23 protein-coding genes and 1 pseudogene are annotated in these 23,808 nt (G+C 65.0%); 8 read left to right on the top strand and 16 right to left on the bottom strand.

The window, feature by feature from the left end; translation table 11 throughout:
- Positions 1-32: 32 nt before the first annotated feature.
- Both trpS and A5785_RS07460 read left to right on the top strand, forming a co-directional pair.
- Positions 33-1,085, top strand: coding sequence for a tryptophan--tRNA ligase (gene trpS / locus A5785_RS07455; RefSeq protein ID WP_039856578.1), 1,053 nt, complete (start codon positions 33-35; stop codon positions 1,083-1,085).
- 69 nt (positions 1,086-1,154) lie between these two features.
- The gene (locus tag A5785_RS07460) at positions 1,155-2,210 is read left to right on the top strand and encodes a YhjD/YihY/BrkB family envelope integrity protein (protein WP_005207880.1); all 1,056 of its coding nucleotides are present in this window, start codon (positions 1,155-1,157) and stop codon (positions 2,208-2,210) included.
- 5 nt (positions 2,211-2,215) lie between these two features.
- On the opposite strand, the gene A5785_RS07465 is transcribed toward A5785_RS07460, so the two are convergent.
- From A5785_RS07465 to A5785_RS07475, 3 genes are all read right to left on the bottom strand, one after another.
- Positions 2,216-3,580, bottom strand: coding sequence for a D-alanyl-D-alanine carboxypeptidase family protein (locus A5785_RS07465; RefSeq protein ID WP_005207879.1), 1,365 nt, complete (start codon positions 3,578-3,580; stop codon positions 2,216-2,218).
- A 99-nt stretch (positions 3,581-3,679) separates the two neighbouring features.
- Positions 3,680-5,053, bottom strand: a complete 1,374-nt coding sequence (locus tag A5785_RS07470) for an aspartate aminotransferase family protein (RefSeq protein WP_005207878.1) — start codon at positions 5,051-5,053, stop codon at positions 3,680-3,682.
- Complete coding sequence (locus A5785_RS07475; RefSeq protein ID WP_005174049.1) at positions 5,050-5,502, bottom strand: Lrp/AsnC family transcriptional regulator; 453 nt, start codon at positions 5,500-5,502, stop codon at positions 5,050-5,052. The genes A5785_RS07470 and A5785_RS07475 overlap by 4 nt, the downstream gene beginning before the upstream one ends.
- 122 nt (positions 5,503-5,624) lie before the next feature.
- Between A5785_RS07475 and A5785_RS07480 the strand changes: the two genes are divergently transcribed.
- Both A5785_RS07480 and A5785_RS07485 read left to right on the top strand, forming a co-directional pair.
- Entirely contained in the window at positions 5,625-7,124 is a 1,500-nt protein-coding gene (locus A5785_RS07480) for a gamma-aminobutyraldehyde dehydrogenase (protein ID WP_039856576.1), read from the top strand.
- Complete coding sequence (locus tag A5785_RS07485) at positions 7,124-8,545, top strand: NAD(P)/FAD-dependent oxidoreductase (protein ID WP_005207876.1); 1,422 nt, start codon at positions 7,124-7,126, stop codon at positions 8,543-8,545. Before A5785_RS07480 ends, A5785_RS07485 begins: the two co-directional genes overlap by 1 nt.
- Positions 8,546-8,563: 18 nt before the next feature.
- Here A5785_RS07485 and A5785_RS23655 read toward each other — a convergent pair whose 3' ends face one another.
- From A5785_RS23655 to A5785_RS07495, 3 genes are all read right to left on the bottom strand, one after another.
- Positions 8,564-8,791 carry a hypothetical protein gene (locus A5785_RS23655; RefSeq protein WP_005207875.1) on the bottom strand — a complete coding sequence of 76 codons (228 nt, stop codon included), beginning with the start codon at positions 8,789-8,791 and terminating at the stop codon, positions 8,564-8,566.
- Entirely contained in the window at positions 8,791-9,492 is a 702-nt protein-coding gene (locus A5785_RS07490) for an NAD-dependent epimerase/dehydratase family protein (RefSeq protein ID WP_005207874.1), read from the bottom strand. Before A5785_RS07490 ends, A5785_RS23655 begins: the two co-directional genes overlap by 1 nt.
- Before the next feature lie 70 nt (positions 9,493-9,562).
- A complete protein-coding gene (locus A5785_RS07495) occupies positions 9,563-10,009 on the bottom strand; it encodes a PaaI family thioesterase (protein WP_005207873.1) in 447 nt (148 codons plus the stop codon).
- A 53-nt stretch (positions 10,010-10,062) separates the two neighbouring features.
- Between A5785_RS07495 and A5785_RS07500 the strand changes: the two genes are divergently transcribed.
- The gene (locus tag A5785_RS07500) at positions 10,063-10,680 is read left to right on the top strand and encodes a TetR/AcrR family transcriptional regulator (protein WP_039856574.1); all 618 of its coding nucleotides are present in this window, start codon (positions 10,063-10,065) and stop codon (positions 10,678-10,680) included.
- A 6-nt stretch (positions 10,681-10,686) separates the two neighbouring features.
- Here A5785_RS07500 and A5785_RS07505 read toward each other — a convergent pair whose 3' ends face one another.
- The 8 genes and pseudogenes from A5785_RS07505 to sdhC form a co-directional block, all read right to left on the bottom strand.
- The gene (locus A5785_RS07505; protein WP_005207870.1) at positions 10,687-11,415 is read right to left on the bottom strand and encodes a type 1 glutamine amidotransferase; all 729 of its coding nucleotides are present in this window, start codon (positions 11,413-11,415) and stop codon (positions 10,687-10,689) included.
- Positions 11,412-12,350: a universal stress protein gene (locus A5785_RS07510; RefSeq protein WP_005207867.1), complete on the bottom strand. Its 939-nt coding sequence runs from the start codon at positions 12,348-12,350 to the stop codon at positions 11,412-11,414. Before A5785_RS07510 ends, A5785_RS07505 begins: the two co-directional genes overlap by 4 nt.
- Positions 12,340-13,846: pseudogene (locus tag A5785_RS07515) on the bottom strand (APC family permease). Before A5785_RS07515 ends, A5785_RS07510 begins: the two are co-directional and overlap by 11 nt.
- Before the next feature lie 759 nt (positions 13,847-14,605).
- Positions 14,606-15,025, bottom strand: coding sequence for a hypothetical protein (locus tag A5785_RS07520; protein WP_005207863.1), 420 nt, complete (start codon positions 15,023-15,025; stop codon positions 14,606-14,608).
- 183 nt (positions 15,026-15,208) lie between these two features.
- Positions 15,209-15,991: a succinate dehydrogenase iron-sulfur subunit gene (locus A5785_RS07525; protein WP_005207862.1), complete on the bottom strand. Its 783-nt coding sequence runs from the start codon at positions 15,989-15,991 to the stop codon at positions 15,209-15,211.
- Positions 15,991-17,751 carry a succinate dehydrogenase flavoprotein subunit gene (gene sdhA / locus A5785_RS07530; protein ID WP_005207861.1) on the bottom strand — a complete coding sequence of 587 codons (1,761 nt, stop codon included), beginning with the start codon at positions 17,749-17,751 and terminating at the stop codon, positions 15,991-15,993. Before sdhA ends, A5785_RS07525 begins: the two co-directional genes overlap by 1 nt.
- Before the next feature lie 14 nt (positions 17,752-17,765).
- Complete coding sequence (locus tag A5785_RS07535) at positions 17,766-18,224, bottom strand: succinate dehydrogenase hydrophobic membrane anchor subunit (RefSeq protein WP_005207860.1); 459 nt, start codon at positions 18,222-18,224, stop codon at positions 17,766-17,768.
- Between the two features lie 12 nt (positions 18,225-18,236).
- The gene (gene sdhC / locus A5785_RS07540; protein WP_005207859.1) at positions 18,237-18,644 is read right to left on the bottom strand and encodes a succinate dehydrogenase, cytochrome b556 subunit; all 408 of its coding nucleotides are present in this window, start codon (positions 18,642-18,644) and stop codon (positions 18,237-18,239) included.
- Positions 18,645-18,864: 220 nt separating this feature from the next.
- Here sdhC and A5785_RS07545 point away from each other — a divergent pair, with 220 nt between their 5' ends.
- Both A5785_RS07545 and A5785_RS07550 read left to right on the top strand, forming a co-directional pair.
- Positions 18,865-19,266: a cytidine deaminase gene (locus A5785_RS07545; protein WP_005207858.1), complete on the top strand. Its 402-nt coding sequence runs from the start codon at positions 18,865-18,867 to the stop codon at positions 19,264-19,266.
- Between the two features lies 1 nt (position 19,267).
- The gene (locus A5785_RS07550) at positions 19,268-20,548 is read left to right on the top strand and encodes a thymidine phosphorylase (protein ID WP_064865565.1); all 1,281 of its coding nucleotides are present in this window, start codon (positions 19,268-19,270) and stop codon (positions 20,546-20,548) included.
- Positions 20,549-20,744: 196 nt separating this feature from the next.
- On the opposite strand, the gene A5785_RS07555 is transcribed toward A5785_RS07550, so the two are convergent.
- Complete coding sequence (locus tag A5785_RS07555; protein ID WP_005207856.1) at positions 20,745-21,110, bottom strand: hypothetical protein; 366 nt, start codon at positions 21,108-21,110, stop codon at positions 20,745-20,747.
- Positions 21,111-21,296: 186 nt separating this feature from the next.
- On the opposite strand from A5785_RS07555, the gene A5785_RS07560 reads away from it, so the two are divergent.
- On the top strand, positions 21,297-22,424 hold the full coding sequence (locus A5785_RS07560; RefSeq protein ID WP_005207855.1) for an adenosine deaminase: 1,128 nt from the start codon (positions 21,297-21,299) through the stop codon (positions 22,422-22,424).
- A gap of 30 nt (positions 22,425-22,454) precedes the next feature.
- Here A5785_RS07560 and A5785_RS07565 read toward each other — a convergent pair whose 3' ends face one another.
- On the bottom strand, positions 22,455-23,753 hold the full coding sequence (locus A5785_RS07565) for a hypothetical protein (protein ID WP_064865568.1): 1,299 nt from the start codon (positions 23,751-23,753) through the stop codon (positions 22,455-22,457).
- Positions 23,754-23,808: the final 55 nt, after the last annotated feature.

Genomic DNA, 23,808 nt, shown 5'->3' on the forward strand with positions numbered 1-23,808 from the left:
ATGAGGTGCTGCCGTCTGAGAGACTGGAAGCCATGAGCGACGTCGAGAAATCACCTGCGTCGGGTACGCGGCGGCGGGTGTTGTCGGGTATCCAACCGACCAGCGATTCCTTCCACCTCGGAAACTATCTGGGTGCGGTGCGTCAGTGGGTCGAGCTGCAGGACGAGTTCGACGCCTTCTACTTCATCCCGGACATGCACGCGCTGACCGTGCAGTTCGACCCGTCGGTGCTCGCCGACCGCACACGCATGTCGGTGGCACAGTTGCTCGCCGTCGGCGTCGATCCCGCTCGCTCGACGGTGTATGTCCAGTCGCATGTCCCCGAGATCGCGCAGCTCACCTGGGTTCTCAACTGCATCACCGGATTCGGCGAGGCAAGCCGGATGACGCAGTTCAAGGACAAGGCCGCCAAGCAGGGTGTCGAGTCGTCGAGCGTCGGACTTTTCACCTATCCGATCCTGATGGCCGCCGACATCCTCGCGTTCCAGGTTGACCAGGTACCCGTCGGCGAAGACCAACGGCAGCACCTCGAGCTGACCCGGGATCTCGCGCAGCGATTCAACAAGCGCTTCGGCAAGGCGTTCACTGTGCCGCAGCCGTACATCGTCAAGGAGTTCGCCAAGATCTACGACCTGCAGAACCCGACGGCCAAGATGAGCAAGTCGGCCGAGACCGACAAGGGATTGATCAATCTTCTCGACGACCCGAAACGGTCGGCCAAGAAGATCCGGTCGGCGGTTACCGATACGGGCAGCGAGGTGGCGTTCGATCCCGAGAACAAGCCGGGAGTCTCGAATCTGCTCACCATCCAGGCGGCGTTGTCCGGGGTGGAGGTCGCCGATCTCGTCGCCAAGTACGAGGGCAAGGGATATGGCGACCTGAAGGTCGAGACAGCCGAGGTCCTCAGCGACTTCGTGACCCCGCTGCGCGGACGCGTCGACGAGTATCTCGCCGATCCCGCCTACCTCGACGGCATCCTCGCCGACGGTGCAGCGCGAGCGCGCTCGGTGGCGTCTGCGACGCTGCGCGATGTCTACGACAAGGTGGGGTTCCTGGCGCCGAGCGTGTCAGGTACCAAATCCTGACCCGCGGCACTCGTTTCCGGTAGACACGGTGAGTAGGGACAGCACCGACCGAAGGGGAAACGAGGGTCTATGGCTTCGGTGATCGATTCGGGCAAAGCGCTTGTCGCGCGCGGAAAGGACGAGTTCGAGTCGGCCCGAGAGCGGTGGGGCTGGCTCGACCACATCTTGCGCACGGTGCAGCGATACAACGATCGTCGCGGCAACCTCTACGCCGCGAGTATCACCTTCACCGGAATCCTCTCGATCGTGCCGATCATCATGGTCGCCTTCTCGATCGGCGGTTTTGTCCTCGCAGCCCACCCAGAGTGGCTCGACAGCATCAAGGACCAGATCGTCAAGGCCATGCCCGGCGAGCTCGGCACGACGCTCGAGAGCGCGATCGACTCGGCCATCGAATCACGCGCGACAGTCGGCATCATCGGTCTGGTCGGCGCGGCCTTGACCGGTATCGGGTGGATCTCCGGCGTGCGCCTGGGAATGACCGAGATGTTCGGGGGCAGGGTCAACCGCAATGCGGTCATGTCGAAGATCAGCGACCTCGTGATTTTCGTGTTGCTGGGTCTCGCCTTCCTGTTCACGCTCGGCCTCACCGCCCTGGGCAACAGCGGGTTGATCAACAAGATCCTCGAGTGGGCGCACGTCGACGGCTTCAGTGGCTCGACCGTCGTGGTGCGGGCTGTGGCCATCGTCGTATCCCTTGTCGCGACCTGGCTGCTCTTCGTATTCATATTTGCCCGACTTCCCTTGCATCCGTTGCCGTTTCGTAACGTGCTCAAGGCGGCCCTGCTCACCGCGATCATCTTCGAGATCCTCAAGTCTGTCGCAGGCATCTACCTGAAATCGGTGCTCGGCAGCCCGGCGGGTGCGGCGTTCGGACCACTGCTGGGCATCATGGTCTTCGGCTACCTGGCCTCGCGAATCGTTCTGTACGCCACGGCGTGGTGTGCCACGGACAGTGCCAATGAGCCCTACCAGGTGGTCGATCCCACCGAACAGCCCGAGCCGCCGACCGTCGTCGTGCGTCCGGTCTACGAGGTGGATCCTGTGCCGAAGGCCGGCCCGTTGGCCGTGGCGGCCGCGATCGGCGCCGCGGTGGCTCTCGTGACGCGGTCCAGGCGACGCTGACCCGATCAGCGGCGTCGGATCAAGCGAAGCGCAAGCAGGAGCAGGAGCAGCGCCGCCAGCAGCCCCACGAGTCCGACGAGGATGCGCACCGACCATCCAGATGTCGACTCTTGAAGAGCCGCGCCCTGGGGAGTCGACGCTTCGGCTTCGGTCGTCGGAACCGCGACGCGCGCGTCGTCGGAGGTATTCGCGCGTTCGCCTGAGGTCGATGCGAGTTCGCCCACCTTCGCCTCGCGTGGAGCGTGCGCACCGTAGGCGACGAGCGAGCGTGCCTGATCCCAGTAGTTGTCGTCGGCAGTCGACAAGCCGTACATCTGAACCACCAGAACGGTACGACCGTCCTTCTTGACGGCCCCGACGAACGTTTTCTGCGCGTCGTCGGTATAGCCGGTCTTGCCGCCGAGGACGCCCGGATCGCCTTCCAGCAGAAGATGATTCGACGTCTGCATCAGGTAGCCGGGGTGGTCGACGTCGCCGGGGACGTCGGGTCGTTTCGGGTACCCGGGAAACGGGTGGTTCGGCATGGCGATGATGTCGCGGAACGTCGAGTTCTGCATGGCGGCACGGAAGATCACCGCGAGGTCATATGGGGATGTCGACATTCCGGCGGAGTCGAGACCAGACGGGGTCGACGCCCTGGTGTCATACGCCTGCAGCGAGTGCGCGAGCTGGTTCATCTTGGTCAGCGTGGCGTCGATGCCGCCGAGGTCTCGCGCGATGACGTGGGCGCAGTCGTTTCCGGACACCATGAGGAGCCCGATCATCATGTCGCGCATGGTGTATTTGCCGCCCGGACCCATCCCGCACGAGTCGCCCTCGGCGCTCCAATCGTCTGCCGTCGCGGTGACCGGTTTGTCGAGCGAGATCCCCGAGCGCAATGCGGTGAGCGCGAGCAGGATCTTGATGGTCGACGCTGGGCGGTACCGACCGTGCGGGTCTTTGGCCGCGATCACGGCGCCGCTGTCGAGATCGGCGACCAGCCAGGCCGCCGACGTCAGCCGCTCCGGCACACGACCCGCCGACGAGTCTGCGACGACGCCGCACCCGCCCAACGCTTCGCCGCCGACCGGTGGGGAATGCACCGGCAGTGGGGTTGGTGTCGTCGAGCCGGGAGCCACGACTTCCGACTCGTCGACAGCGGGAGGCGGCGAGACCCGATGCGGGCAGTGGTCGGTGTCAGGCGAGGTGTCCTGCGACTGTGCCTGCGTCGGGGCCGCCCACGCGGGCGATGCGACCAGGCCCGGACCGATCGCGCCCACAGCGACGATCCCGACCGCAGCTGCAATCCTCACCACAGCGACGATCAGTGCGACCACGCGGCGGACGACGAAGTCTGTGGCGAAGGGCGCGGTGGCGCGAGTAGGACGCATATCGCACAGGAGGCTACAGCGCCTCACGTCATAGCGGTAGCGCGCCGGCGGAACTGCTTGTCCGCCGACGCGCCCGTCGTTGCTCAGTCCTGGAGAACCTCAGAGGAGTGTGTACGCCTCGGTGAGAACGCCACGCAGGATCTGCTCGATTTCGTCGAACTCTGCCTGGCCGCAGATGAGCGGCGGCGCGAGCTGGATGACCGGGTCGCCGCGGTCGTCGGCGCGACAATAGAGACCGGCGTCGAACAGCGCGGTTGAGAGGAATCCACGCAGGATGCGCTCGGACTCTGCCTCGGTGAACGTCTCCTTGGTGGCCTTGTCCTTGACCAGCTCGATGCCGTAGAAGAATCCTTCGCCACGCACGTCGCCGACGATCGGTAGGTCGTGGAGCTTCTCGAGCGTCGATCGGAACGCGGGCGCGGTGGTCTTCACGTGGTCGTTGAGTCCCTCGCGTTCGAAGATGTCGAGGTTGGCCAGCGCGACCGCCGCCGACACGGGGTGACCGCCGAACGTGTAGCCGTGCGCGAAGGTCGTCGTATTGTCGTTGAACGGCTCGAAGAGTCGCTCGCTGGCGATCATCGCGCCGATCGGCGAATAGCCCGATGTCATGCCCTTGGCACAGGTGATGATGTCGGGCTGATAGCCGAAGTCCTCGCAGGCGAACATCGACCCGATGCGGCCGAACGCGCAGATCACCTCATCGGAGACCAGCAGGACGTCGTACTCGTCGCAGATCTCGCGGACACGTTCGAAGTAGCCGGGCGGTGGCGGGAAACATCCGCCCGCGTTCTGGACCGGTTCGAGGAACACAGCTGCGACGGTGTCGGGGCCCTCGAACTCGATGGCCTCGGCAATGCGGTCGGCTGCCCAGCGGCCGAACTTCTTGGGGTCGGCAGCAAGTTCCTCGTCGGGAGCGCGGTAGATGTTGGTGTTCGGTGCGCGGAACCCTCCGGGAGTCAGCGGTTCGAACATCTTCTTGAGGTCGGGGATGCCGGTGATGGCCAGCGCGCCCTGCGGGGTGCCGTGGTAGGCGATCGAACGCGAGATCACCTTGTGCTTCATCGGTTTTCCGGTCAGCTTGAAGTACTGCTTGGCGAGTTTCCACGCGCTTTCGACGGCCTCGCCGCCACCGCTGGTGAAGAAGACGCGGTTGAGGTCGCCCGGCGCGTTGGCCGCGAGTCGCTCGGCGAGCTCGATGGCGGGAGGAGTGGCGTAGGACCACAGCGGAAAGAACGCCAGTTCTTTGGCCTGCTTTGCCGCCGCTTGGGCGAGCTCGTCACGTCCGTGCCCGACCTGGACGACGAAGAGTCCCGCGAGTCCGTCGAGGTAGCTGCGACCGCGATCGTCGAAGATGCGTGCGCCCTCACCTCGTGTGATCACCGGTGGCGTGATCTCGTCGCCGTGACGGGAGAAGTGTCCCCACAGGTGCGCAGCGCTTCGCTGCCCGAGGGATTCGGTTACGGATGCGGTCATCGTGTACCCCAATTGTATTGCTGTTTCACTAGTTTCAGATAAACGAGGGTCTCGGTCGAGTTCACCTCTGGGTGTGTTCGAACCCTACGATTGATGATGTCGAGGAGGTGATCGTCGTCCTCGCAGACAACCTCGATCATGATGTCGTAGGTACCGGCGGTCAGCACCACGTAGTCGATCTCGGGATGCTCGGCGAGTTGCCGGGCCAATCGCTCCGTATCGCCGGTGCAGCGGATGCCGACCATCGCCTGGCGGGAGAAGCCGAGCTTGAGCGGATCGGTTACCGCGACGATCTGCAGCAGGCCGCTCTCGCTGAGCTTCTGAACGCGGTTGCGCACAGCAGCTTCCGACAGGCCAACGGACTTGCCGATCGCCGCGTAGGAACTCCGGCCGTCGGCCTGGAGTTCTTCGATGATCTTCTTCGCGATGGCGTCGAGGTGTGTCGACATTGGTTCGCCCACATGTCGATGGTGGCGGATTCTGCAGATATTGGCAACCGAAACCACGGTTTCAGTTGAAAAGTGATGCTTCGAGTCGTGAATCCGTTGTTTTGGCGGTATCGTGATCTGTCGTGTCAACCATCACGACAGTTCCCAGTGGTTGGGTCGACGGTGCTCCCTGCAGCGGATCGGGACTCGATCACACAGTGATCGATCCCGCCACTGATACTCCGGTAGCGCACCTGGTGCTCGCCTCCGCCTCCGACGTTACCTCTGCGGTCGCACATGCCGCGCGCGCACAACACGATTGGGGTGGAGCCACGCCGGCGGAGAGGTCGGCGGTACTGCACACCTTCGCGCGTCTGCTCGACGCCAACGCCGATCTGTTGGCGAGCGAAGAGGTCTCACACACCGGCAAGGCGATCCGCCTAGCAACGGAATTCGACGTGCCGGGCAGTATCGACAACGTCGACTTCTTCGCGGGCGTTGCACGCAATCTCGACGGCAAGGCGAGTGCGGAGTACTCCGGCGACCACACGTCGTCGATTCGACGCGAACCCGTCGGGGTCGTCGGATCGATCACTCCGTGGAACTACCCCCTGCAGATGGCCGTGTGGAAAGTGTTGCCCGCGTTGGCCGCCGGGTGCTCCGTAGTACTCAAACCCGCGGAGATCACTCCGTTGACGACGCTGACACTCGCTCGCCTGGCGACGGAAGCGGGTCTGCCCGATGGCGTCTTCAACGTCCTGGTCGGCACTGGCGCGGATGTCGGCGCCGCCATCGCCGGACACCCCGACGTCGACATCGTGACCTTCACCGGTTCGACGGCGGTCGGGCGCATGGTGATGTCGCAGGCCGCGGCGAATGGCACGCGCGTACAACTCGAACTCGGTGGCAAGGCGCCGTTCGTCGTCTTCGACGATGCCGACCTCGACGCGGCGATCCAGGGTGCCGTCGCGGGAGCGCTCATCAACGCCGGACAGGACTGCACGGCCGCCACGCGGGCGATCGTCGCGCCGTCGCTCTACGACGAATTCGTGGCCGGCGTCGCCGATGTCATGTCGTCGGTGCGGGTCGGCGATCCGCGCGACCCCGACACCGACATGGGCTCACTCATCTCCCACGCACACCGCGACAAGGTCTCGGCAATGGTAGAACGTGCCCGCGCCGCCGGCGCGCGTGTGGTGACCGGCGGGGTGCTGCCCGACGGCCCCGGCAGCTTCTACCCGCCCACGTTGATCGCCGACGTCGCGGAGGACTCCGAGATCTACCGCGACGAGGTCTTCGGCCCGGTGCTGACCGTCTCGTCCTTCGCCGACGACGACGACGCGCTGCGCCGCGCGAACGACACGGTCTACGGACTCGCCGCATCGGCGTGGACGCGCGACGTCTACCGCGCGCAGCGGGCGAGCCGTGAGATCAAGGCGGGCTGCGTGTGGATCAACGACCACATCCCGATCATCAGCGAGATGCCGCACGGCGGTGTCGGCGCGTCGGGCTTTGGCAAGGACATGTCGACCTACTCGCTCGACGAGTACCTGACCGTCAAACACGTGATGAGTGATATCACCGGTGTTGCCCGAAAGCCTTGGCATCGAACGGTGTTCACGAATCCGGGAGAGGTTTGCTGATGAGCGAGGCATGGGCCACAGAGCCCACAGCACGCGGGGCAGCACTGGTCTCCACCGCGCACGCGTCGTCGTATTGGCTCGATCGCGCGGATCGGCCTGCGCCGCGTCCGCGCGTGCTCGGTGAGGTGACCGCCGATCTCGTCATCGTCGGTGGGGGTTTCACCGGACTGTGGACCGCGGTGCAAGCCGCAGAACGCAATCCGGGACGTCGGATCGTGCTGGTCGAGCGTGATCGGATCGCCGAGCACGCCAGCGGACGCAACGGCGGCTTCTGCTCGGCGAGCCTCACCCATGGCCTCGGTAATGGCATGGAACGCTTTGCCGACGAATTGCCGACACTGCTGCGCCTCGGTCACGAGACGCTCGACGCCATCGATGAGGCCATCCGCCGCCACGGCATCGCTGCCGACGCCGAGCGCACCGGCGAACTCGACTTTGCCAATTTCGATTGGCAGGCAGACGAATTGGCCGAGTACGCGGCGTCGGCAAGAGAACTCGGCGAAGACCTGCCGCTGCTGACGGAGGCGCAGGCGCGCGAACGTGTCGACTCGCCGATGGTGGCGGGAGCGGTGTTCGATCCCGCCGTCATCATGCTCGACCCCGCGCGACTGGCGTGGGGTCTTGCCGACGCCGCGGAACGTCTCGGCGTGCAGATCTTCGAGCAGTCGGAAGTGACCGGAATCAGCAGCGAGGGTGACAGGTTGCGACTGGGTACCGGCCTCGGCGAGATCGTCGCCGATCGAGCCGTACTCGCGACGTCGGCGAGCCCGTCGCTGGTTCGTCGTCTACGGCTGTACACGGTGCCGGTGTGGGACTACGCGATCATGACCGAACCGCTGTCGGAGGCGCAGCTCGCGTCGATCGGCTGGAAGGGCAGGGAGGGACTTGCCGACGCGGGGCCGCGGTTCCACTACTTCCGTCTGACCGCCGACAACCGAATTCTGTTCGGCGGCTGGGATGCGTTGTACCACTACAGATCCGACGATTCTCCGCGTCACCAGCAGGAACCGCGCGAGTTCGCATTGCTCGGCGAGCATCTGCTGCAGATGTTTCCGCAACTCGAGGGTATCCGCGCAAGTCACGCGTGGGGTGGGGCCATCGATACGTGCTCGCGGTTCTGTGCGTTCTGGGACCGCTCGTACGGTGGACGCGTCGTCACCGCGGTGGGGTTCACCGGTCTCGGCGTCGGTGCGTCGCACTTCGCTGCCGCAACGGCACTCGACCTCGTCGACGGTGCCGACACCGAGCGCACGCGTTTGAACATGGTGCGCTCCAAGCCGATTCCGTTTCCGCCGGAACCCTTGCGCGCGTTCGGCATCAACATGACCCGCCGCGAACTGGCTCGCAGCGAGCGGCGTCAGGGCAAGCGCGGCCTGTGGTTGACCGTGATGGACAAGGTCGGGCTGGGCTTCGACAGCTGATGTGGCCGCGCGCGTTGTCTAGTAAGTGACGAGTTGGGCGACGCCTGCGTCGTACGTGGTCACGGCGAAGTCGGGGAAGGCTCGGGTGAACTTGTCGGAGACGAAGACGGTGTCGACGCCGTAGCGCGGCAACAACTCCCACAGTTCGCGGACGTTCTTGCTGAAGAGTCTGCCGAGCGCGAAGACGGGTGTGCCGAGCACCGTGTACTTGTTCCGGTGGCCGCTCGCCTGTGAGGTCAGCTCCATCAGCTGTGCGTAGGTGCGTAGGTGCGTCGGTTGCTGTCGATCGGGAGATGCCAGGTCTGCCCGTAGGCCGACTCGGTGTTGCCGATCAGCGCCATCGCCCGGCTGGCGTCGGGAGTCCAGATCAGGGACCGCAGGGTGTCGTCGCGGATCGGGACGAACGTCCGCTTGTGCTGCGCGATTCGATCGAAAACCAATGCGTTGGTGAAGCTTTGGGTCTGGTCCGGACCGTAGAACTCGGGGGCACGACAGATCACGGCGTCGACGGTTCCCGCGTTCATCGCGTCGAGCAACATGGTTGCGGTCTGCGCGCGCGTGCGGCCCTTGCTGCCTGCGGGGCGGAATGGGGTGTACTCGGTCTGTGGCTCACTCGTCATCGGATACATATAGGTGTTGTCGAAGAACACGAGCTTCGTGCCGTGGTGAGCGCAGGCATCGATCGCGTTGCGCATCATCACCGGAAAACGCTGCGCCCACATCTGAGAATCGGCGGGCAGTCCGACGGTCAGGTATGCGATGTCGCTTCCCGCGACAGCGGCGTCGGTGTGGGCGGCATCCATGAGGTCGGCGGCGACAAGTTCGTCGGTCTCGTTCACCCGCCGGGGGTGTCTGCTGACGAGGCGGATGTCGCGGGTGTGGTTGCGGTGGAGCTCGCGAGCGAGCTCTGTCCCGATCTGCCCGTTGGCGCCAAGGATCGTCTGCATGGTTCGACGCTAAGCGTCGATGTAAGCAGTGTCAACAATTATTGGCGCGCAGTGTGTCCGCAGTTGTTGGTCAGCCGATCTGATAGGTGCCCGTCGCGCGGGCGACAAGTGTGCCCGCAGTTGCGGAGATCAGATCAACAGTGCAGTGGCACAGCCGATTTCCGTTGTGGAGGCGGTCGGCGACGATGCGCAGATCGTCGGCGATCAGTGGGCTGATGAAGTTCACCGACATCGCGGTGGTGACTCCACGAAGCCGATCGGAAATGGGTCGGCCTGCCCAGGCGGCCGCCATGATTCCGATGTCCGCACATGCGCTGATCGCGCCGCCGTGGACCATCTCGCCGATGGTCGTCAGCTCCGGCCGGTAGGGCATGACCAGTTCGGCGTGGCCGTCGGTGATGTCGGTCAGTCGTAGCCCGAGTTCTGCCACGAAGGGCGAGCGGGGGATGAGTAGTGATATCACCTCGGAGCCGTCGGTGGGTGTTGGCAGGTCGGAGGTGGAGACCGTGGGAGACATGTCGATCCTTCTGTAGTTGGACTATGAAAACGTAGTCAGACTACAATTAGCACATGTCCTCACTGCTTGACGAGCCCCGCGATCGACGACGACGGCGGACGCGGGCCGCTGTGCTCGACGCCGCCGCCGAGTTGTTCTCACGCAACGGATTTCGTGGCACGTCGGTCGATGCGATCGCTGCGAACGCCGACGTCGCGCTGACATCGCTGTATGGGAATTTCCCCGACGGCAAGGCAGAGGTCTACGCGGTGGTCGCGTGTCGACTGGCGCGCGACCACGCCGAACGGATGCGGCGCAGCGTCGAGGGAACCGGTGGTGGGGCGCCGACGGCTCGCGCGGCGTTCGAGGAGTATGTGCGCTTCCATCGGGACGAGCCGCTCGCCTTCCGGATGCTGGGTCTCGCCGACGTGTCCGAGGTGCACGGGGATGTCGTCGACCAGGCGCGGTCGGAGATCGCGCGGGCACTCACGGGCGTAGCCGACGACGTGATTGATGCGATCGACTCCGACGACCCCTCCGCTCGTTCGTCGGTACTGCTCGCATGGGCGGCCATCAACGGGGTTCTCGCGCTCGAACAACGTGGGCACATCGGCGCCGCCACCAGTGACAGCCTGCTCGCTGACGCCGTGGAACTCCACGTTGCCCGCGTGGCGCAGGTGTCCGATGTGTGAGCGGGCCTAGCGTGTTTGTCGCGCGACGACGACGTCGAACCACCGCGACATCGCTGCCGCAGCCATCGCGCGGGTCGTCGACTCGACGTCGGCGAGGTCGGCGCTGACCTGATCGGGGCCACTTGGACCCAGCGCATCGACGAGTTCGGTGCGGTAGTCGGGGTCGTCGAGCCAGGTGGCGAACAGCGGGGAGTCGACTTCGAGATGGAACTGCAGGCCGTAACTCGCGCCGAGACGGAACGCCTGGTTCGGGTACGCCTCCGACGACGCGAGCAGCGTCGCGCCTTCGGGTAGTTCGAATGTGTCGTAGTGCCACTGCATGCAGTCGAATGTCTTGTCCGACAGGTCTTTCCAGACAGGGTCGACGACGCCGTCCGGGGTCCAGGTGACCTTCGAGATACCGATCTCGGGGGCAGGTCCCGTGCTGACCTTCGCATCGGCCGCGCTCGCGAGCAACTGAGATCCGAGGCAGACTCCCCAGATCGGTACATCCTCGGCCAGTGCCCGTCGCAGGAACTCGATCTCGTCGTCGATCCACGGATGGGTCGGGCCGTCGTTGGCTCCCATTCCGCCGCCCATCACTGCGATGGCGTCGAACGACGCAGGGTCGTCGGGAAACGTGTCGCGCTCGGCTCGCAACGTGGTGACCTCGGCGTCGTGTGGAAGACCGCCCGCGTACGTGCCGAGTGATTCGCACTCGGCGTGCCTGATCTCGAGCAGTCGCAGCGTCGTCACTTCTCCTGCGCCTTGGTTGCTGTCGGTTCCGTGGCTTCAGTGTCTGCGGTTGATTCCTTGGGTACGACGATCACCGGGGCTGTGGTCCAGCGCAGAATGCGTGCGGCCGTCGTGCCGAGGAAGACGCGATTGTCGGCGCCCAGGTGCCCCGAGCCGACAGCGACGATGTCGTTGGCGTCCCACGGGAGATTGGCGAGCGCTTCGTCGAGGGTGTCGCCATCGGCGACGAGGACGTCCACCTCGAGGTCGACGTCGAGCTGGTCACGGGTGTGTTCGAGGAGCTTCCGCGCAACGTCGACCTGTTGCTTGCGCACCGCGAGGCTGGTGTCGTCGACCGTTGGGTCCAGTGACACCAACGAGAGCAGACGTACGTCGATCGACGCGGCTTCGGCGAAGCGGATGGCGAACGGGAGGGGGTCGCTGGCCGACTTCTTGACCGGCACGGCGACGGTGATCATGTCGATCACGACGTCGGAGCGACGCGCGTATCCACGCGGCGCCAGCGCGACGGGCAGGGGAGAGGAATGCAGCAACTCGGTACTCACCGTGCCGAGAGCGTGACGCGAGATGATGCCGTCGCCCGTGCCGCCGACGACGATCATCGCCGCTCCGGATTGCTCGGCGACCTCGATGAGGCCCTCGGTGAACGACTCGTGCACGGTGACGACGGTGCGCACCTCGATGCCCTCCGGGATGCGTGATGCACCGTCGGCAAGCCATTCCGCCGCTTGGTTTTCGAGGCGCTCCATGTACTGATCGATGCCCGGTTGGCCGTCGTAGGGGACGGGGTGGACCACGCAGATGAGGTCGATCGCCGCGCCCGTCTTGGTTGCGATGGCCGCGCCGAGTGCGACCCCGTCGTCCCCCGATTGTGTGGCGAGATAGCCGACAGCGACACGTTTCGGGCTCGCAGCGGAGTTGTCGTCAGTAGACATCGGGGACCTTCACTTCGGTATTCGCGTTGAGGGTCTTGCCCTTGAAGAAGTCGCTGTCGGCGGCGCAGCAGGCGAGCATCAACGGGACCCCGAGGACCAGCATGCCGACGCCGAGGATGAACACGCCACCGATTCCGCCGATCGACGTCGAACCGTAGTCGGGGTTGATCATGTCGATGGCGCTCTTGATGAATGCCCAGGCCATCGCGATGCCGCCGAAGAGTGGGAAGAGTCCGCGCATGAAGAAGTTTCGGGCGGAGTCGAACAGGGTTCGACGGAAGTACCAGACACACGAGAACGCGGTGATGCCGTAGTAGAACGCGACGGCGAGACCGAGTGACGCGATCGAGTCGGCGAGCGTGTTCTGACTCGCGAACGACAGCACGAGGTAGAAGATCAGCGCCGACGCCCCCATCACGGCCGTGCCGAACGCAGGCGTCATGTAGCGCGGGTGGATGTAGGCGAACCGCTGGGGGGAGCGCCTTGTACACGGCCATTGACAGCGTGCCGCGTGCCGTCGGCAGGATGGTCGACTGCGTCGAAGACAGGGCCGAGATGCTGACGACGAGCAGCAACGCCGACGCCATCACGGCGCCCGCGACCGGTTCGCCGAGGATGGTGAGCACGTCGTCGGTGTTGTCGGGGTTGTTCAGACCGATGCCGGTGGTGCCGAAACCTGCGAACGATTCGACGGCGTAGGCGACCAAGACGTAGGTGGCAACGAGGATCAGGCAGCAGATCACCGCCGCCCGGCCGGGTGTCTTCTCGGGATCCTTGGTTTCCTCACCCACTGCCAGGCACGCGTCCCATCCCCAGTAGATGAAGATGCACAGGATCACCGCCGCGGCGATCGACGACTGGTCGAGACCCGTCGGCGACAACCAACTCCACTGAGGTGTGACGGCCTGGGGGCCGGCGTGGTCGGTCGCGACCTTCACGAGCGCGATGACGCTCGCCAGGATCAGGATGCCGAACTGGATGAACATGAGCACCGACTGGATGCGCTCACTGATGACGATGCCGCGGATGCTGATCCACGTCATCACGATGATGAAGAAGCACCCGAGAGCGACCTTGGCCCAGAGGTTGTCGGCGAGTGAATCGAGGTGCAGAAAGCGGAGCAGGTACACGGCCGCGATCTCGGCGACGTTGGCGAGCACGATGATCGCCGACACCGCGAGACCCCATCCACCGATCCACCCGATCCACGGCCCGAACGCTTTGGTGCCCCAGGTGAAGGTCGTTCCGCAGTCGGGGGTGTCGCGCGAGAGCTCCCGGTAGGCGAACGCCACCAGCAGCATCGGGATGAACGCGATCACGAACATCGCAGGCGCTTTGCTGTGCACCGCCGCGACCACGTAGCCGAGCGTCGCGGCCAGACTGTAGGCGGGCGCCACTGCCGACAGTCCGATGATCACGTTGCCCAGCAGTCCGATCGACCCGGCCCGCAGTCCCTTGTCGCCCGACTGGATCTCGGCGTGAAGCTTCTCTGCCATGCCGTGATCACCCCCTATGACGTCGCTCAGTGGTTCGTCAAGACTATGGTTCCCGCAGAGTCTGTGCGCGGTGACGGAGCAAATCGACGTCGAATCGGCGGGATTGATTCGGAATACGCGATTTTTGTCCGATTCGACGAGGCTAAAGATTTTAGGCGCGCTCAGGGGTTTGGGGTGTGCGCTGGGCGGCTCGGGCGCGCGCGTCCGGACCGGTTTTGGCCCGCGCAGAAAGTGGGGGAAGGGTGCGGCGTCGTGGTGGGGCGGTGGCCGCTCGGCGTTCGGCCCGCGCAGAAAGTGGGGGAAGGATTCTTTCCTCGGGTTGTGTGCTCTTCCTTGGGTAGCTTCGCGGGGAAACGTCGAGGAGTGGGGGAAGAGTTCTTTCCGCGACATTTTTCCGTGTGTTTTGGGAGCTGTCCGCGGCCGCGCGCGTGAACCGGCGTCGGGAACTAGGGGAAGAGCTGCGCGCTGGGCGTCGGGAAGTAGGGGAAGGGCGTGCGGGGGCGTCGGAAACTCGGGGAAAGACGGGGTGGTTGGTGCTGGGGTGGTCGGGCGGCCGCCGGCGGGCTGGACGGCGCGCTGACCTGCGCAGAAACTAGGGGAAACGATCCTTCCTCGGGTTTTAGGCCGTTCCTTGGGTAGCTTCGCGGGGAAACGTCGACACCCCGGGGAAAGAACCCTTCCCCTACTTTCTGCCCCGGGCGGGAGCCAGAACCCGCCCCCGAACCGCGCCCCCGACCCGGCCGGCAACCGCGCGGCGTGTCAGCTCTTTCGACGCGGCGTCGGGCGGTCGCACGTCGCGAGGGCGTGGGCGCCGCGGGCGGTGTGGTCGCGGACCTTGACCTTGCCGACCCAGATCTCGCAGCGAGCGAAGCGACCCGTCGAGCCGAAGGAGACGTCGATGTTCTGATTGCGGGACCGGCTGACAATCGTGAGCGATCCCGACCAGAGGCCGCTCGCGTCGTCGTGCGTCGGAAGCCGCACGTCGGATTGGTGGCGGATTTTGTTGTCGGCGTCGAACCAGACGATCTGCTCGTTCCACTCGCGGTCGGAGCTGACAGAAATGGTCACCACGTCGCCGGTGCCCGGGAATCGGGTCGACGCCGCGGCGGGCGTGGCGGTGCTCAGTAGCGCTCCGCACACGAGGATCAGCAGGCTGACGAGGATGGATCGGATGGTCATGGGTTCGCTCCGTTCGGCGTGTCGAGTCCACGGCTGTGGCCTTGAGGACTTGGACGCACGCGAACCCCGATCGGTTTCATCGGGGACGAAAAAACAGCGAACCCGAAAACAGCGAACCCCACCATCCGTGAATGGTGGGGTTCGCCGGGGCTGCAGAGAGAGTCTGCGTCGGTGATGCCGAGATCAGCGCGAGAACATGAGCGCGCGCTTGACCTCCTGGATCGCCTGGGTCACCTGGATGCCACGCGGGCATGCGTCGGTGCAGTTGAAGGTGGTGCGGCAGCGCCACACACCGTCGGAATCGTTGAGGATGTCCATACGCTCGACGGCGCCCTCGTCGCGGCTGTCGAAGATGAAGCGGTGCGCGTTGACGATCGCCGCGGGGCCGAAGTAGCTGCCCTCGTTCCAGAACACCGGGCAGCTCGTGGTGCAGCACGCACAGAGGATGCACTTGGTGGTGTCGTCGAAACGTGCGCGGTCCTTCTGGCTCTGGATGCGCTCACGGGTCGGCTCGTTGCCGGAGGTGATCAGGAACGGCTTGATCGCGCGGTACGCGTCGAAGAAGGGCTCCATGTTGACCACGAGGTCCTTCTCCACCGGAAGACCCTTGATGGGCTCGATGGTGATGGTGATGTCCTTGGACTTGTCCTTGGGCAGGAAGTCCTTCATCAGCATCTTGCAGGCCAGGCGGTTGACGCCGTTGACTCGCATCGCGTCGGAGCCGCACACGCCGTGGGCGCAGCTACGTCGGAAGGTCAGCGTTCCGTCGAGGTAGCCCTTAACGTAGAGCAGGAGGTTGAGCAGCCGGTCGGTCGGCAGCGCGGGCACGCGGAAGCTCTCCCAGCCCTGGGCGTCGGGCTCCTCCGGGTTGAAACGCATGATCTTCAGCGTGACCATGGTCGCTTCGTCGGGGACTTCTGGCAACGGCGGCTCGTCGGTGTGCGGCGCCTCAATGGTGGCGGTCATCAGTACTTACGCTCCATCGGCTCGTAACGGGTCTGGATGACAGGCTTCCAGTCGAGCTCGATGTCGGAAAGGAGCTTGTCACCCTTCTTGTAGGCAATCGTGTGGCGCATGAAGTTCGTGTCATCGCGATTGGGGTAATCCTCGCGGGCGTGCCCGCCGCGCGATTCCTTGCGGTTGAGCGCGCCGACGACGGTGACCTCGGCGAGTTCGAGCAAGAAGCCCAGCTCGATGGCCTCGAGCAGATCGGAGTTGAAGCGCTTGCCCTTGTCGTGCACGCGGATGTGGTCGTAGCGCTCCTTGAGAGCGTGGACGTCGGTCAACGCCTGCTTGAGCGTCTCCTCGGTGCGGAACACCGACGCGTTGTCGTCCATCGTCTGCTGCAGCGCGGTCCGGATGTCGGCGACGCGCTCATGCCCGTGCTCGGACAGGATGGTCTCGAGCCAGCCGGTGACCATGTCGGTCGGCTTCTCCGGCAGGTCGGTGAACCCGTGGCTGTTGGCGTAGTCGGCCGCTGCGATACCGGCGCGACGCCCGAAGACGTTGATGTCGAGGAGCGAGTTGGTTCCGAGACGGTTTGCACCGTGCACCGACACGCACGCGCACTCGCCTGCGGCGTAGAGGCCGTGGACGACATCGTTGTTGTTGTTGCTGCGCAGCACCTGACCCTCGATGTTGGTCGGGATGCCGCCCATCAGGTAGTGGCAGGTCGGGTAGACCGGCACCCACTCCTTCACCGGGTCGACGCCGAGGTACGTGCGTGCGAACTCGGTGATGTCGGGGAGCTTCTCGTTCAGCACGTCCTCGCCGAGATGGGTGACGTCGATGTAGACGTAATCCTTGTTCGGTCCGGCGCCGCGTCCTTCGAGAACCTCGAGAACCATCGAGCGCGCGACGATGTCGCGGGGTGCGAGGTCTTTGATGGTCGGGGCGTAGCGCTCCATGAATCGCTCGCCGTCGGCGTTGCGCAGGATGCCGCCCTCACCGCGAACGGCTTCGGAGATCAGGATGCCGAGACCCGCGAGGCCTGTCGGATGGAACTGGTGGAACTCCATGTCCTCGACGGGCAAGCCCTTGCGGAACACGATGCCTACGCCGTCGCCGGTCAGCGTGTGCGCATTCGACGTAGTCTTGTACATGCGACCGGAGCCGCCGGTTGCGAAAATGATCGACTTTGCGTGGAAGACGTGCAGTTCGCCGGTCGCGAGCTCGTAGGCGACGATGCCGGTTGCGACAGGCTCACCCTTCTCGTTCTCACTCAGACACAGGTCGAGCGCGTAGAACTCGTTGAAGAACTCGACGTCGTGCTTGACGCAGTTCTGATACAGCGTCTGCAGGATCATGTGGCCGGTGCGGTCTGCCGCGTAGCAGGCGCGACGCACCGGCGACTTGCCGTGGTCACGCGTGTGACCACCGAAACGACGCTGGTCGATCTTGCCCTCGGGCGTGCGGTTGAACGGCAGACCCATCTTCTCGAGGTCGAGCACGGCGTCGATGGCCTCCTTGGCCATGATCTCCACCGCGTCCTGATCGGCGAGGTAGTCGCCGCCCTTGACCGTGTCGAAGGTGTGCCACTCCCAGTTGTCCTCTTCGACGTTGGCCAGAGCGGCACACATGCCGCCCTGCGCCGCGCCGGTGTGGCTACGCGTGGGGTAGAGCTTGGTCAACACTGCGGTACGGGCGCGGGGCGCTGCTTCGATCGCTGCGCGCATACCGGCGCCGCCTGCACCGACGATGATGACGTCGTAACGGTGTTCCTGCATCTTCAGTGGTCTCCTTAGTTGGCGCTGTTCACGTCGAAGGTGAGCAGCGCGTAGGTGCCCAACACCAGCACGAGGATCATCGAGACCCCGAGCAGCACGTTCAGCCAGAAGCGGGTCGAGTCCTTGCGCGAGTAGTCGGCGATCACCGTGCGCACGCCGTTTCCGCCGTGCAGCTGGGCCAGCCACAGCATGGTGAGGTCCCAGATCTGCCAGAAGGGTTCACGCCAGCGGGCCGCGACGAACGAGGCGTCGATGCGGTGCACGCCGTTGTCCCACGCCAGCATGATGAACATGTGGCCGATGGTCAGGATGATCAGCGCCAGGCCCGAGAAGCGCATGAACAGCCACGCCCACTTCTCGAAGTTGCCGCCCCGCGGCTTACGCGGCGAGCGCGGATTGTCGAGGCTGGCGGGCCGGTCGTACTGCGTGCCCAGCGACTTGGCGACGTTCTGTGAGGCAGGAGATGTGGTCATTGTCGTATCTCCTTAGAACGAATACTCGATGAGGATCTGCAGGAGTCGGATCGCCGCGGCACCGAAGACCACCACGAACAGTCCGAGAATCACCCACAGCATCTGACGCTGGTACTTGGGGCCCTTCGACCAGAAGTCGATCAGGATGATGCGCAGGCCGTTGAGTGCGTGATAGAGCACGCACGCCACGAGCGCGATCTCCATGAGACCGATGATCGGGGTCTTATAGGTGTTGATGATCTCCGAGTACTTGTTCGGATCAATACGAATCACGGCAGTGTCGAGCACATGCACGAACAAGAAGAAGAAGATCGTCACGCCGGTTATGCGGTGCAGCACCCAGGACCACATGCCTGGATCGCCGCGGTACAGCGAACGTTTGCGCACCGGCTCCGGTGCGACCTCGGTCTCGGAACTCATCGGGGAATTGGCCTCCAACATCGTCGATGGACGCGGTGGCACCGGCTGGGTGTCACCTTGGACCCATGCAAGAGACTTTAAACCTATGCTGAGTGAGTCGTTAAATTGCCCGAACCGATCTGCGGGACAAGGCATTACGAATTAGGTTTGCCTTACCAAGCTTGTTTGGGTATCTCCCATCACATCGACTCCGATAGCGACCGCCCGGCAGGAGAGTGTCTTGACCCCCGATATCGATTGGAATCTATTGCGGGACAGCGCAACTGGAATGATTTCGCGCGCATATGCCCCGTATTCTTCGTTTCCGGTCGGGGCGTCGGCACTCACAGATGACGACCGAATCGTGGTTGGTTGCAATGTGGAGAATGTCTCATACGGACTCGGTATCTGCGCCGAGGTCGGCCTCGTCGCGTCGTTGATCGCGTCGGGCGGCGGTCGACTGCTCGCAGTCAGTGTGTGCGACGCCACCGGGTCGATTCTGATGCCGTGTGGGCGCTGTCGACAGGTTCTCTACGAACACGGTGGCGGTGATCTGCTCGTCGACCATCGAGCCGGACCGACGACGCTGGCGCGACTGTTACCCGACGCATTCGGACCCGACGACCTCGACGCGGTGCGGTGACATGAGCGACCTCATCCACGCGACGTCGGTGATCGCGACCAAGCGCGACGGAGCGGAACTCACCACGCCGCAGATCGACTGGGTCGTCGACGCCTACACGCGCGGCGACGTCGCGCCCGAGCAGATGTCATCGCTGCTCATGGCTATTGTGCTGCGGGGAATGACGCGTCGCGAGATCGACGACTGGACCCGCGCCATGATCGACAGCGGCACACGGATGGACTTCTCCGGATTACGTCGTGGCGGCGCTGTGCTGCCGACCGTGGACAAGCACTCGACAGGCGGCGTCGGCGACAAGATCACCTTGCCGCTGGCTCCGGTCGTCGCCTCCTTCGGCGTCGCTGTGCCTCAACTGTCCGGCCGAGGCCTCGGACACACGGGCGGCACGCTCGACAAACGAGCCGACCTGACGACAGCTGAGATGCACGCGCAGCTCGAGAACGTCGGAGCGGTGATCTGCGCCGCGGGCGCCGACCTGGCGCCAGCCGACCGCAAGCTCTACGCGCTGCGTGATGTGACGGGGACTGTCGAGTCCGTCCCGTTGATCGCCAGCTCGATCATGAGCAAGAAGATCGCCGAGGGCACCGGGGCGCTTGTCCTCGACGTCAAGGTCGGGTCGGGAGCGTTCTTGCCCGACGAGGCGCTCGCGCGACAACTGGCGCAGACCATGGTGTCGCTCGGCGTCGACGCGGGCGTCCGGACCACGGCGCTACTCACCGACATGGATTCCCCCCTCGGGTTGACGGCGGGCAACGCGGTCGAGGTCGCCGAGTCCCTGGAGGTGCTGGCCGGCGGAGGACCGTCGGACGTCGTCGAACTGACGATTGCGCTCGCACGTGAAATGCTCGACGCCGCAGGCGTTTTAGACGCCGACCCGGCCGCCGCACTGGCCGACGGCAGCGCGATGGACACGTGGCGCGCCATGATCACCGCGCAGGGAGGCGATCCGGATGCTCCGCTACCACGCGCACCGCACACCGACGACGTGACCGCGCAGACGTCCGGATACGTCCACCGAATCGACGCGCGGGCCGTCGGCGATGCCGCGTGGCTGCTCGGCGCCGGACGGTCACGACCCGGCGAAGCCGTCCAGGCGAGCGCGGGGGTTGTGATGCACGCGAAGCCCGGCGACCGCATCAGCGCAGGCTCGCCGCTGTTCACGCTCCACACCCAGACACCGGAACGATTCGACGCCGCGCGCGCGAGGCTCGATGAGGCGGCCGTGATCTTGCCTGATTCGCCGTCGGCCATCCGGCCGATCGTCCTCGACCGCATCGGTTAGACGTCTGCCTGAGGCCTTTCGCCGGGCGAGCCGGGCGCGAACCAAGGTGCGGCTTGGCCGATGACATCGCCTGCCGTTTCCGCTGCCGCCTCTGGCGGAAAGGTACTGGGCCAGTACACCTGCGCCACCGGCGCGAGGAAGCAGAGCAGTGCGGTGACGATTCCCCACGGGTGTGCACTCAGTGCCGCGATGAACGCTACGCCGATGGCTGGCCACCGGGGCGCGGACCGCGGCGGCAGAGCAACACGAGCCCGGGCAGAATCGAAAACAGCGAGCCGCCGATTCCCACGACCAGTATGACCACCTTGAGGACATTCGGGTTGTCAAATGGCCCGATGTCGCCGCTTGCCAGACCCGCGGTCACGACGGCGACGCGAGCGCGCACCACAATGTATGCCGCCGTCGCGCCGACAACGGAGCGGAACGATGAGGGAAGCCGAAGCGCCGGTCCTGTGGGAGGCGGCCCGGGCTGTCGCGAGACACCCGGTGCCACGAACTGTGTTGTGGCGCTACGGTAGTCGGGCGGTGTGGCACCGGGCGCGCGTCGCGGGTCGAAAGACATGCGCCGACCCCAAGACGGACGACTGCACCGTAGGGTCACTCGAAGCGAGGATTCGTCCGAACATACGAGCACGATTTCATCTGACCGGATCAACGAGGCCTGTGGGATTGCTCGGCGAGCGCGACCGCCGGGAAACTGCGCGTGTCCGGGCATGCCGTCGGTCGGCGCTGTCGGTAAGTTCGGGTCATGTTCTCGACGTCGACCAGCAGACCCCTCGACCTGAGCACCCTCGCGCTCGCACCGAAAGTCTTGCTCCACGATCATCTCGACGGCGGGCTCCGACCGTCGACCGTGCTCGAACTCGCCACCGAGGTCGGCTACGACGACCTCCCCGCCACCGATGCCGACTCGTTGGCGCGCTGGTTCCGGGAGGCCGCGGACAGTGGGTCACTCGAGCGATACCTGGAGACCTTTGCGCACACCGTTGCCGTCATGCAGACGGCATCTGCGCTCGAGCGCGTGGCCCGGGAGTGCGTCGAAGATCTTGCTGCCGATGGCGTCGTGTACGCCGAGATCCGTTATGCGCCCGAGCAGCACCTCGAGCGAGGACTGACGCTCGACGAGGTCGTCGAGGCAGTGCTGCGCGGGTTCGCCGAGGGCGAGGCGGTCGCCGCTGCGGGTGGGCGACCGATCACGGTTCGCTGCCTGGTGACCGCGATGCGTCACGCCGCCCGTGCGCGCGAGATCGCCGAACTCGCGGTGCGCTATCGCGACGAGGGTGTCGTCGGATTCGATATCGCCGGTGCGGAGGCGGGTAATCCGCCGACCCGGCATCTCGACGCGTTCGAGTACATGCGCGCCAACAGTGCGCCGTTCACCATCCACGCGGGCGAGGCATTCGGACTACCGTCCATCCACGAGGCGATCGCGTTCTGCGGAACCGACCGACTCGGCCACGGGGTGCGGGTGATCGACGACATCACGTTGCCCGACGGCGTCGACCTCGCGGCGTCGTCGTTTGCGGGTGCAGAACTCGGAGAGATTGCGAATGTGGTGCGCGACAAGAGGATTCCGCTCGAACTCTGCCCGAGCTCGAATGTGCAGACCGGCGCTGTCGCCTCGATGGCCGACCATCCGTTCAACGCGCTTGCGCGTCTGCGATTCCGGGTCACCGTCAACACCGACAACCGGCTGATGAGCGACACCACGATGAGCAAGGAGTTCTACCGGCTCGCGCAGCAATTCGGTTATGGCTGGGCCGATTTCGAGCGATTCACCGTGAACGCGATGAAGTCGGCGTTCATCCACTTCGACGAGCGCCTCGCGTTCATCGACGAGGTGATCAAGCCCGGCTACGCCGTCCTGATCGGCTGAGCGGGCAACCGACCTGCAGGCGGTGGCCCGTCAGCGCTTGATCTCGAGGCGGTCCTCGAAGTCGTGCTCGAGTGCGCGCCACGCCTCGGCCTCGTTGTCGAAGGGTGCAGACGGTGCCAATCGCTTCGGGTCCGGATTGATCGCGTAGTCGACGAACCAGCCGAGCGGCGTCGTGCTCGCCAAGGCCTCCGAGACGGCGTCGTCGTCGGCGTAATCGGCTGCGTCGGAAAACAATTCGACGGCGAGGTCGAGTTGGTTGCGGTCGATGCGGCGCGGGCCGTCGAGGATGTCCTCCGCCAGGCCGGGCAGCACGTAGACGTTGTCGTCGATGACCTCGAATTCGAGTGCGCCGTCGGTTGCCTCGGTGCGGACGTCGGTGAACGTCGAGACGTCGGTGAGGTCGTGGTCGTTGTTCTCGGCGAGGAACTTCGACAGCGTGCGCGGCGAGGTGAACACGAAGATCTTGCCCCGTGTACCGAGGAACACGGGATCGTCTCCGAGGTAGCAGCGCAGCGAGAGGTACTCGCCGGTCCCGGTGACGATCTTGATCGGGTCGATGCCGACGCCCGCCCAGAAATCGTCGTCGTCGATGTCCTCGAGGTTGTCTTCGTCGACCTCGGAGTCGTCTGCGCCCGTCGCGGCTGTGACGACCACCGCGGGCTCGGCGTCTTCGGAGTCGTCGTCGAGCAGATCGATGTCGTCGTCGGGCTCGTCCTCGTCCTCGGCCGACGCCGCGGCTTCGAGTTCGTCGGCCGCGACCGTGACGGCCGCAGCGTCGACGTCGGGGGTCGTGATGACGTCATCGATGGCGTCGAGGACGTCGTCCCAGTGCTTGGCGATGAGACGTCCGATCCGGACCCAGAGGTCGACGCCGTCGCGGCCCTCGAAGTTGCGGGTACCGGTGGTCACCGCGCCGAGGATCGGATTGCCGTTGAAGAACTTGGTGACGGTGATCAGTTCGCAGACCTCGCCGAGGATGCGCACGATCTCGAGCGCGTCCTCGAGTTCGGCGATCACCTCGGGCGTCGGGTCTTCCGCCGCGAGCTCCGGCACACCGACGAGATCGTAGGTATGGCGGTCGTCGGGGATCAGTTCGTCGGCCGAGAGCTGCTTGACGGTGTCCCACGCCGGGTGCTCGACGAGGTCGTTGTCGGTATCGGTGCGGACGAAGCCGACGAGCTCGGCGACGCCGGGGAATACGTACAGGTCATCGTCGAGTCCGAGGAATGCCTCCCACTCGTCGTCGCCCTCACGCCAGCGTGGCGCCCACAGGGTGAAACCGTTTCCGTTGGTGAGTCCGAGTTCGATGGGAACGATGTCTCCGGCCATGAGGCAACAGCGTAGCGATGATCGCTGTGAACTCGATACCTGCCCCGTCCGCCCG

The organism is Gordonia sp. 852002-50395_SCH5434458, from assembly GCF_001665905.1.
GTDB classification, from domain to species: Bacteria; Actinomycetota; Actinomycetes; order Mycobacteriales; family Mycobacteriaceae; genus Gordonia; species Gordonia jacobaea.

What these genes read in the sequence shown, in the direction of transcription:
- trpS (WP_039856578.1), top strand. Translation starts at nt 33, where the DNA reads ATGAGCGACGTCGAGAAATCACCTGCGTCGGGTACGCGGCGGCGGGTG.
- A5785_RS07460 (WP_005207880.1), top strand. Translation starts at nt 1,155, where the DNA reads ATGGCTTCGGTGATCGATTCGGGCAAAGCGCTTGTCGCGCGCGGAAAG.
- A5785_RS07465 (WP_005207879.1), bottom strand. Translation starts at nt 3,580, where the DNA reads ATGCGTCCTACTCGCGCCACCGCGCCCTTCGCCACAGACTTCGTCGTC.
- A5785_RS07470 (WP_005207878.1), bottom strand. Translation starts at nt 5,053, where the DNA reads ATGACCGCATCCGTAACCGAATCCCTCGGGCAGCGAAGCGCTGCGCAC.
- A5785_RS07475 (WP_005174049.1), bottom strand. Translation starts at nt 5,502, where the DNA reads ATGTCGACACACCTCGACGCCATCGCGAAGAAGATCATCGAAGAACTC.
- A5785_RS07485 (WP_005207876.1), top strand. Translation starts at nt 7,124, where the DNA reads ATGAGCGAGGCATGGGCCACAGAGCCCACAGCACGCGGGGCAGCACTG.
- A5785_RS23655 (WP_005207875.1), bottom strand. Translation starts at nt 8,791, where the DNA reads ATGGAGCTGACCTCACAGGCGAGCGGCCACCGGAACAAGTACACGGTG.
- A5785_RS07490 (WP_005207874.1), bottom strand. Translation starts at nt 9,492, where the DNA reads ATGCAGACGATCCTTGGCGCCAACGGGCAGATCGGGACAGAGCTCGCT.
- A5785_RS07495 (WP_005207873.1), bottom strand. Translation starts at nt 10,009, where the DNA reads ATGTCTCCCACGGTCTCCACCTCCGACCTGCCAACACCCACCGACGGC.
- A5785_RS07500 (WP_039856574.1), top strand. Translation starts at nt 10,063, where the DNA reads ATGTCCTCACTGCTTGACGAGCCCCGCGATCGACGACGACGGCGGACG.
- A5785_RS07510 (WP_005207867.1), bottom strand. Translation starts at nt 12,350, where the DNA reads ATGTCTACTGACGACAACTCCGCTGCGAGCCCGAAACGTGTCGCTGTC.
- A5785_RS07520 (WP_005207863.1), bottom strand. Translation starts at nt 15,025, where the DNA reads ATGACCATCCGATCCATCCTCGTCAGCCTGCTGATCCTCGTGTGCGGA.
- A5785_RS07525 (WP_005207862.1), bottom strand. Translation starts at nt 15,991, where the DNA reads ATGACCGCCACCATTGAGGCGCCGCACACCGACGAGCCGCCGTTGCCA.
- sdhA (WP_005207861.1), bottom strand. Translation starts at nt 17,751, where the DNA reads ATGCAGGAACACCGTTACGACGTCATCATCGTCGGTGCAGGCGGCGCC.
- A5785_RS07535 (WP_005207860.1), bottom strand. Translation starts at nt 18,224, where the DNA reads ATGACCACATCTCCTGCCTCACAGAACGTCGCCAAGTCGCTGGGCACG.
- sdhC (WP_005207859.1), bottom strand. Translation starts at nt 18,644, where the DNA reads ATGAGTTCCGAGACCGAGGTCGCACCGGAGCCGGTGCGCAAACGTTCG.
- A5785_RS07550 (WP_064865565.1), top strand. Translation starts at nt 19,268, where the DNA reads ATGAGCGACCTCATCCACGCGACGTCGGTGATCGCGACCAAGCGCGAC.
- A5785_RS07555 (WP_005207856.1), bottom strand. Translation starts at nt 21,110, where the DNA reads ATGTCTTTCGACCCGCGACGCGCGCCCGGTGCCACACCGCCCGACTAC.
- A5785_RS07560 (WP_005207855.1), top strand. Translation starts at nt 21,297, where the DNA reads ATGTTCTCGACGTCGACCAGCAGACCCCTCGACCTGAGCACCCTCGCG.
- A5785_RS07565 (WP_064865568.1), bottom strand. Translation starts at nt 23,753, where the DNA reads ATGGCCGGAGACATCGTTCCCATCGAACTCGGACTCACCAACGGAAAC.